The sequence below is a fragment of the Oleiphilus sp. HI0080 genome, assembly GCF_001635135.1.
Genome location: NZ_LWFU01000426.1, coordinates 1 through 5,956, shown reverse-complemented (window position 1 = coordinate 5,956; position 5,956 = coordinate 1). Strand labels below are relative to the sequence as shown.

Below are 5,956 nucleotides of genomic sequence, written 5' to 3'. Positions count from 1 at the left end.
TGTCCGTGCCGCCACCAGACAAATATGCAGTCAGCTGGAAAAGTTCTGTGTTATTAATGCCGCTGCCGTCGATATCCGCAATGTCGAAAGAGACGTTAGAGCTGCTATTGAACGACAATGAAAAGTGAATATTGTCGTTAAACTCCGTCGTCATAAAGAAGTCGCCAAAAGCACCCGCTGGAATTGGTGCGTCATTTGGGACAAACGCGTCGGTCGGGGAACCAACACGAACAATCTTGATCGCATTATCATGCACAGGAGCGACATCATCAAAGCTCAACGTGATGCCATCACCAACAAATTCGTTGCCCACAATTGTACATTCGTTGTTACCCTGGCCAGCACAAACACCTGAGCCACCGCCCGTCATGTATGTTGTACCAAAATCTTCGAAATCGATTGTGCCAGCTTGTGTAGCACCAGCAAGTGAAATCAGACCCGCCGTTAAAAGCGCCTTTTTCATTTTACAATCGTCTTAAACTTCGCGCTCTAGCCCATTTGACCGGAGGAGTTGCCAGAAGGCTTGCTCTCGATCCTTACTATTTCAACGAGAGACAAACCACGTTCCGCTGGCTTGGGCCATCCTAGTTTCACTGAGGGAGCGCCAGCTCTTGTTGAGAAGCATAAAATAGGCCGAGGACGTGTAAGCTATATAAAACAAACACCTAAGTAGACTGTATGCTGAGATAGATTAGCAAAGTCGTAAAAATTTCAGACACCTAAGCGTACCTATCCCTTCCGAGACTTAAACACTTAGAAGTAAGCCCAGGTGATATCGCAGTAAGAAGGAACGAAAAGAAAAACAATAGCAAAGCGCTACTAAGCAAGCCTGGCATTGCCAGGCTTTGAACTCATCAACTTTTGCTCATCAAGCAACTAAAAACAATTAAAGCTTAATCCAAGTTGCTTTGAGCTCACTGTACTTGTCGAGCGCATGAAGAGATTTGTCTCGGCCATTACCACTCTGTTTGAATCCGCCAAATGGTGCAGTCATATCACCACCATCATACTGATTGACCCATACAGAACCGGCTTTCAAACCTCGCGCAAACCGATGCGCACGACTTAGGTTGCTGGTCCAAACAGCGGCCGCAAGACCATAAATAGAGTCGTTTGCTATCGTCAATGCGTCGTCTTCATTAGTAAATCGAATCACGGACAATACCGGGCCGAAAATTTCCTCTGCCGCAATGGACATATCATTCGACACCCCTTCGAACACGGTTGGCTCAACAAAACAGCCATTCGTCATTTCCACAGGCTTATTACCACCCACTGTTAATGTAGCGCCCTGCTCTTTACCCAGCTCAATGTACGAACAAATTCGTTCTAACTGTGCATCGTCAACTATCGCACCAACCGTCGTTTCCGGATCAAGAGGATTACCCGGTTTCCAACTCGCCATATGAGCACGAACTTTTTCCATAAACTCATCGGCAATGGAATCTTCAACCAATAGACGGGAGCCTGCGGTGCATACTTCACCCTGGTTGTAGCATATCGCTCCTGCGGCAGCTTCTGCAGCAGCATCCAAGTCGGGTGCATCAGCAAAAACAACGTTTGGTGATTTTCCGCCAGCCTCGGCCCAAACCCGCTTCATATTCGACTCACCAGCAAACACCATTAGCTTCTTCGCCACTCCAGTTGAACCGGTAAAGGCTAATGTATCGACATTCATATGTTCTGCCAACGCTTGGCCCGCGGTATGTCCAAAGCCCGGAAGCACGTTAAACACGCCGTCTGGAATACCTGCCTGTTTCGCCAACTCGGCAATACGAATCGCGGTCAATGGCGACTTCTCTGAAGGCTTGAGAATAAACGAGTTACCCATCGCGAGCGCTGGTGCGAATTTCCATGCAGCCATCAGCAATGGAAAGTTCCAAGGAACAATTGCGGCAACGACACCAATCGGCTCTTTCGTCACCATACCCAATTGATCACTGGGTGTTGGTGCAAGCTCATCATAAACCTTGTCAATTGCCTCTGCTGTCCAACGAATCGCCCGCAATGTGCCGGAAAGGTCATCCTCTAGCGAGAAGCTAATCGGCTTCCCCATATCCAATGTCTCGAGCAAAGCGATCTCATCGATCGCGTCTTCTATAAGGTCAGCGAACTTCAGTAGAATCGCCTTTCTGTCTGTTGGCGGCAAATTAGCCCAAACGCCCGATTCAAATGATTCCCGTGCACACGCGACAGCTAAATCAACATCTTCCTTCTTACATGACGCGACATGGACTAAAACGCGTCGATCAATCGGACTTACACACTCAAATTCATCGCCATCTTTCGCTTTGCGGTATTCTCCATTAATAAAGGCACGGCCCTCTATTGAAATCGACTTTGCCAAGCTCTCCCAGTACGCTAGATCTTTAGTTGTGTGCACTATATTCCCCGAAAATTATAAAACCGAAGACGAAACGATACGTCTGAAGGGTAAAAATTTCAATATATCGAACGATATTTCACGAACTTCATTTTCTTATTAAGGGCAATAATAGGTAGGAGATCATCGCCTTAAGCTCTTATTTAGAAGGGATGTAATGGTTTTTTAAGTGACGTAACATTCCAGGGCTTGATGTTTTATTTATTTTACATACACTACGCTTACGTTGTTCAATAAATTAAACACTCTGTTCTTGAGGTTTTTATGTCCACTCAACACTCAAACCTAGACGCTTTCTGGATGCCATTTACAGCAAACCGTCAGTATAAATCTGCTCCTCGAGTACTTGTTGGCGCGAAAGGAATGCACTACACAACAGAAGACGGACGAAAAATACTGGACGGCACAGCGGGTCTTTGGTGTACCAATGCAGGACACGCTCGTACGGAAATTACGGAAGCCGTTAGCAAGCAAATTCAACAGCTTGATTTCGCGCCAACATTCCAGATGGGGCACCCTCTTCCTTTTGAGTTAGCTCAAAAACTTGTGCAACACACCCCGGATGGTCTGGATCACGTATTCTTTACCAATTCGGGATCAGAGTCGGCCGACACTGCACTAAAAATCGCTCTTGCTTACCATCGAGCAAAAGGGAATGCCCACAAAACCCGTCTCGTCGGAAGAGAAAAGGGTTACCACGGCACAAACTTTGGGGGTATCTCAGTTGGCGGCCTAGGCAATAACCGTAAAGCTTTTGGTAGCTTGTTGTCCGGTGTCGATCACCTCAAACATGCCTGGGTTGCTGGTAGCGAATTTACCAAGGGCCAACCAGATCACGGTGAAGAGCTTGCAGATGAGTTGAACAACATGATCGCACTACATGGTGACACAATCGCCGCCGTGATCATTGAACCTGTTGTTGGTAGTGGCGGCGTTTGGATGCCGCCAAAAGGTTACTTGGAGCGTCTACGCAAGATTACGAAAGAAAACGACATCATTCTTATTTTTGATGAAGTGATAACCGGTTACGGAAGAATCGGTAAAGCGTTTGCAGCAGAGCGCTTCGGCGTAACACCCGACATTATCACTTCGGCGAAAGGTCTAACTAACGGCGCAATTCCCATGGGGGCGGTGTTTGTTTCTGGCGAAATCCACAATGCGTTCATGCAAGGGCCAGAAGAAGTTATTGAGTTATTCCACGGTTATACGTATTCCGGCCATCCGGTTGCAGCGGCGGCGGCTATCGCTACACTGGAAGTCTATGAAAAAGAGAACCTGTTTGAAAAAGCGATCGCGCTTGAGTCGTACTGGCAGGATGCTCTTCATAGCTTGAAAGAGTTTGATGTCGTCAAGGACATTCGAAACCTTGGGCTGGTTGGTGCAGTTGAATTTAAGTCCAGTGCAAAAATGGGCGAACGAGGCTTCAAAGTTTTTAACGAATGTTACTGGAAGCACGATGCGCTAGTGCGTTGTACTGGCGATATTATTGCGATGTCTCCACCCTTGATCATCTCTGAATCAGATATCGATCAGTTAATGCACTCAATGCGTTCCGCGATCAAGTCACTCTATTAAGGGTGAGCTAAACAAGAATTTCTTAAACATTAGGTTAACTATGACTACTATTAATCACTACGTAAATGGTCAAGAAACTGGCCCAAGTGCGCGCTCTCATAACGTATTCAATCCTGCTACCGGTGAGCAAATTGCCGAAGTATCCCTTGCCTCAGCCACTGAGGTAGAAAGCGCCATCGCGATTGCGCAGAAGACCTTCGAAACTTGGTCTCAAACAACGCCGCTTAGCCGCGCACGGATCCTTTTCAAGTTCAAAGCAATTGTTGATGAACGTCGTGACGAGCTGGCAGCCGTAATTACTGCACAGCACGGAAAAGTATACGAAGACGCATTGGGCGAAATCACTCGCGGTCTTGAAGTCGTTGAATTCGCTTGCGGTATTCCTTCTGCTCTCAAAGGCGAGTTTACAGAACAAGTAGGTGGCGGTATTGATGCATGGAGTACCAGCCAACCTCTCGGTGTCGTAGCAGGCATCACCCCATTTAACTTCCCGGCCATGGTTCCAATGTGGATGTGGCCAGTCGCCATCGCGTGCGGTAACACCGTAGTAATGAAGCCTTCTGAAAAGAATCCAACTGCCAGTATGCTGATGGCTGAATGGATGAAAGAAGCGGGTCTTCCTGATGGCGTTCTAAACGTGGTGAATGGCGACAAAGAGGCAGTAGACGTTCTGCTTACCCATAAAGATATACAAGCAGTTAGCTTTGTTGGCTCGACACCAATTGCTGAATATATTTACTCGACGGCTTCAGCGAATGGCAAACGGGTGCAAGCTCTAGGTGGCGCGAAAAACCATATGATTGTGATGCCCGATGCAGACATTGACGGTGCAGTAAACGCCCTGATTGGCGCAGCTTATGGTTCAGCCGGTGAACGCTGTATGGCTATCTCGGTTGCGCTCGCAGTAGGTGATATCGCTGATGAGCTGGTAGCGAAGCTAGCAGAAAAAACGAAAGCGCTAAAAATCGGCGATGGTTCAAATAAAGGCCTTGATATGGGCCCTTTGATTAGCAAAGAACATCTTGAGAAAGTCAAAGGCTACATTGCCAAAGGCGTTGAAGAAGGCGCGACGTTAGTAGTCGATGGACGCGAAGCAAAAATCGATGCAAACGAGAAAGGCTACTTCCTTGGTGGCTGTTTGTTCGACAACGTCACGAAAGACATGGTCATTTATCAAGAAGAGATTTTTGGCCCTGTACTTTGTGTCGTTCGTGTCCCTGATTACTCAACGGCTGTTCAGATGATCAACGATCACGAATACGGAAATGGTACTTCTATTTATACCCGCAGCGGCGGCATTGCGCGCAAGTTCACGCATGATGTTCAGGTAGGTATGGTCGGCGTCAATGTGCCAATCCCTGTGCCGATGGCATTCCACTCATTTGGTGGCTGGAAGCGCTCTCTCTTCGGTGCCAACCACATGCACGGACCTGAAGGGGTCAAGTTCTACACCAAGCGCAAAGCGGTCACTGCTCGCTGGCCAGAAGGTGATCTCGGTGCAGAATTCGTGATGCCTACAATGAAGTAAATATCCCGACGAGCCCAGCCTTCTGGGCTTTTTTGTTTTGGAGTTTTATGAACGTTTCAAAAATTCAATTCGTCGCTGAAAACGTCAGCAAAGAAAGTTACCTGCCAGATCAGGAAAAGATTGTTCACGGTGAGCCCGCACAAAACCTCTGGAATAACTATTCAAGTAAAGATGAAAAGTTCCATGTAGGAATTTGGGATTCGAAAGCTGGACGCTGGTCGGTGAGTTATTCCGAGCATGAGTTTTGCCATATTCTTGAAGGCAGCTCGATCATTATTGATGAAAGCGGGAATGAGCTTAAAGTTAACAAAGGCGACCAGTTTGTCGTTCCTGCCGGTTTCAATGGCGAATGGCAAGTAGACGATTATTGTAAAAAGATCTACGTAATTTACGAGGCATAAAGCTTATGCGCACAGAACATACCGGTTCCTATTATGCGGCATCGCGAAATGACAAAATTGATCGGCCAA

At 47.2% G+C, this 5,956-nt stretch carries 5 protein-coding genes; 3 read left to right on the top strand and 2 right to left on the bottom strand.

Annotated elements, in window-relative coordinates; all coding sequences use genetic code 11:
* Nucleotides 1–463 (bottom strand): hypothetical protein (locus A3751_RS08150; RefSeq protein WP_156492331.1); only part of this gene is annotated, 463 nt, incomplete at its 3' end.
* 423 nt (nucleotides 464–886) lie between these two features.
* Nucleotides 887–2,383, bottom strand: coding sequence for an aldehyde dehydrogenase (locus A3751_RS08145; protein ID WP_068454213.1), 1,497 nt, complete (start codon nucleotides 2,381–2,383; stop codon nucleotides 887–889).
* A gap of 264 nt (nucleotides 2,384–2,647) precedes the next feature.
* Between A3751_RS08145 and A3751_RS08140 the strand changes: the two genes are divergently transcribed.
* Genes A3751_RS08140 through A3751_RS08130 form a run of 3 tightly spaced genes read left to right on the top strand, consistent with a single transcriptional unit; the run spans nucleotide 2,648 to nucleotide 5,887 of the window.
* Nucleotides 2,648–3,958, top strand: a complete 1,311-nt coding sequence (locus A3751_RS08140; protein ID WP_068454210.1) for an aspartate aminotransferase family protein — start codon at nucleotides 2,648–2,650, stop codon at nucleotides 3,956–3,958.
* 40 nt (nucleotides 3,959–3,998) lie between these two features.
* Entirely contained in the window at nucleotides 3,999–5,486 is a 1,488-nt protein-coding gene (locus tag A3751_RS08135) for a CoA-acylating methylmalonate-semialdehyde dehydrogenase (RefSeq protein ID WP_068454207.1), read from the top strand.
* 47 nt (nucleotides 5,487–5,533) lie between these two features.
* Nucleotides 5,534–5,887 (top strand): cupin domain-containing protein, encoded by a 354-nt coding sequence (locus A3751_RS08130; RefSeq protein ID WP_068454204.1) that lies wholly within the window; start codon nucleotides 5,534–5,536, stop codon nucleotides 5,885–5,887.
* Nucleotides 5,888–5,956 lie beyond the last annotated feature (69 nt).

What these genes read in the sequence shown, in the direction of transcription:
- A3751_RS08140 (WP_068454210.1), top strand. Translation starts at nt 2,648, where the DNA reads ATGTCCACTCAACACTCAAACCTAGACGCTTTCTGGATGCCATTTACA.
- A3751_RS08135 (WP_068454207.1), top strand. Translation starts at nt 3,999, where the DNA reads ATGACTACTATTAATCACTACGTAAATGGTCAAGAAACTGGCCCAAGT.
- A3751_RS08130 (WP_068454204.1), top strand. Translation starts at nt 5,534, where the DNA reads ATGAACGTTTCAAAAATTCAATTCGTCGCTGAAAACGTCAGCAAAGAA.